Genomic DNA, 2,375 nt, shown 5'->3' on the forward strand with positions numbered 1-2,375 from the left:
TGCACGACGACCTGCGCCGGGTGCTGGGCACGCTGGAGGACCGGGAGTCCCAGGTCATCCGGATGCGCTACGGCCTCGACGACGGCCAGCCGCGCACCCTCGACCAGATCGGCCGCCGCTTCGGGCTCTCGCGTGAGCGCGTGCGCCAGATCGAGCGCGAGGTCATGGCGAAGCTGCGGGTCGGGGAGCGCGCCGACCGGCTGCGCGCCTACGCCAGCTGACCGATCGCGCCAGTTCCACCCCTGACGACTCTGACCGGCGCCACCCGATTGGGCTCCCCGTGAGCCGGGTGGCGCCGGTCACGGTGATGTCTACTCCGCGCGGTGCCCCTGACCAACCACATCGGCGCGCGTCGCGCCTCGTTCACCCGATGGGGGCGCCGCGGCGTCGATCGCCACGGGAGCGGGCGCGGTCGTAGGGTCGGGGTCATGAGTGCCCCACCCGGCCCGGTGTCCCCCGCGGTCATGCGGGAGGTGCTGGGCCATTTCGTATCCGGCATCGTCGTGGTGACGGCAGCGGGGCGCTCCGGACCCGTCGGCTTCACCTGCCAGTCCTTCGCGTCGCTCTCCCTCGAGCCGCCGCTGGTGACGTTCGCCCCGGCCCGCACGTCCACGACGTGGCCGCGGATCCGCGATGCGGGCACGTTCTGCATCAACGTCCTGGCCGCCGACCACCAGGAGCTCAGCGCCGGGTTCGCGCGCTCGGGCGTCGACAAGTTCGCGGGGGTGCCGTGGCGGCCGGGGCCCTCGGGCGCACCCGTGCTCGACGGCGTCAGCGCCTGGATCGACTGCACCCTGTGGAACGAGTACGACGGCGGCGACCACACGATCGCCGTCGGCCGGGTGCTCGACCTGGGGGCCGACCCCGCCCGCCTGCCGCTGCTGTACTACCGCGGCCGCTACGGCGTGACGGCCGACCCGCCCGTCACAGGTCCCTGAACGGCGCGGCGTAGCGGAAGCCCGGTGAGGCCGGGATGGTGGGCCGTGAGGGGGCGGGCCCGGAACGCGGGTGCCCGGTCCGGCACCTCCGGCTCGATCCCCAGCTGCGACGCCGGCCGGAAGCCGAAGCGCGGGTAGTAGCCCGGATGCCCGAGCAGCACGACGAGGGCCTCGTCGAGCGCGTCGGCCGCGCCGAGGACCGCGTGCATCAGGGCTCCGCCCACGCCGCTGCCTGGTACTTCTCGCGCACGCCGAGCGGGCCGAGCCCGAGTACGGCGTGCCCGGCCGGGAGCAGCTCCGCCCGCGTGCAGCACACGCGCCCGACGACCTCGTCGACGGCGCCGGGGACGACGGCGACCAGCGACAGCTCCGCGATCCACGCCGGGTCGCGCTGCAGGTCCTCCACCAGCCGCGGCTCGACCGGCGAAGCCCCGGGTGGTGCGGCGCGAACGCCTCGGCGTGCACGGCGGTCACGGGCTCGGCGTCGCCCGGCAGCTCCCGCTGATCAGCACGCCCGAAGGACCCGGGCCCGCTGACGGTCGGGCAACCGGATTGCCCGCCGGCGCAGGTGATCGCTCAGCCGCGGCGGACCGCAGCAGGACCGTCCGCCAGCAGTGCCCCCGCCGCCCGCTGCGCCGCCGCGCCCGCGTCGATCGCCCGCACCGCCTGCTTGCTGCCGGGCACCGCGGGCGGCGCCACGCTCAGCTCCCGCACCCCGAGCCCGACCAGCAGCTCGGCGGCGAGCGGGTCGGCCGCGGCCTCGCCGCAGACCGCCACCAGCGCGCGGTCCCCCGCCGCCCGGCACACCGCGTCGACCAGCCGCAGGACGCCGGGGTCGAGCGGGTCGGCCAGCGCGGCGACGCCGGGGTTGCCCCGCTCGGCGGCGAGCGCGTACTGGGTGAGGTCGTTGGTGCCGATGCTGAAGAAGTCGACGTGCGGCACGAACGCGGCCGCCTTGAGCGCTGTCGCCGGTACCTCGACCATGATCCCCACCTGGAGCCCGGGCGGCGTGCCCCGGCCGTCGCGGGCGATCGCCTCGTCCAGGACCATGCGGGCGGTGAACAGCTCGTCGAGCGCGGCGACCATCGGGAACATGAGGCTCACCGGTGCGTCGTGCGCCACCCGCACCGCGGCGAGGAGCTGGTCGGCGAGCAGCTGGGGGTGCCCCGCCGCGAGCCGGATCCCGCGCAGGCCGAGGAACGGGTTGGCCTCGGCCGGCAGGGGCAGGTACGGCAGCGGCTTGTCGCCGCCCACGTCGAGGCTGCGCAGCGTGATCCGCTTCCCGCCGAGCGCGTCGGCGACCGCGCGGTAGGCCGCCTCCTGCTCGCCGACGTCCGGGGCGTCGGCCCGGTCGAGGAACAGGAACTCGGTGCGCAGGAGCCCGACGAGGTCGGCGCCCCCCGCGGCGGCCGCCGTCGCGTCGGCGGGGGGGCCCAC

General features: G+C 76.2%; 5 protein-coding genes. 2 read left to right on the forward strand and 3 right to left on the reverse strand.

Going from position 1 to position 2,375, the window contains the following annotated elements; all coding sequences use genetic code 11:
* A partial coding sequence (locus KME75_RS40925) for a sigma factor-like helix-turn-helix DNA-binding protein (protein ID WP_281424903.1) occupies nucleotides 1–221 on the forward strand: 221 nt, incomplete at its 5' end.
* Between the two features lie 207 nt (nucleotides 222–428).
* Entirely contained in the window at nucleotides 429–938 is a 510-nt protein-coding gene (locus KME75_RS40930; RefSeq protein ID WP_219420367.1) for a flavin reductase family protein, read from the forward strand.
* Here the strand turns inward: KME75_RS40930 and KME75_RS44540 are convergent.
* From KME75_RS44540 to KME75_RS40940, 3 genes are all read right to left on the reverse strand, one after another.
* A complete protein-coding gene (locus KME75_RS44540) occupies nucleotides 899–1,147 on the reverse strand; it encodes a GNAT family N-acetyltransferase (protein WP_246633798.1) in 249 nt (82 codons plus the stop codon). The two genes, KME75_RS40930 and KME75_RS44540, sit on opposite strands and share 40 nt — an antisense overlap.
* Nucleotides 1,147–1,344 carry a hypothetical protein gene (locus KME75_RS44545; RefSeq protein ID WP_246633799.1) on the reverse strand — a complete coding sequence of 66 codons (198 nt, stop codon included), beginning with the start codon at nucleotides 1,342–1,344 and terminating at the stop codon, nucleotides 1,147–1,149. Before KME75_RS44545 ends, KME75_RS44540 begins: the two co-directional genes overlap by 1 nt.
* A gap of 170 nt (nucleotides 1,345–1,514) precedes the next feature.
* Nucleotides 1,515–2,375: putative PEP-binding protein (locus tag KME75_RS40940; protein ID WP_308283503.1), on the reverse strand; the 861-nt coding region annotated here is incomplete at its 5' end.

Source organism: Pseudonocardia nigra, from assembly GCF_019396355.1.
Lineage (GTDB): Bacteria > Actinomycetota > Actinomycetes > Mycobacteriales > Pseudonocardiaceae > Pseudonocardia > Pseudonocardia nigra.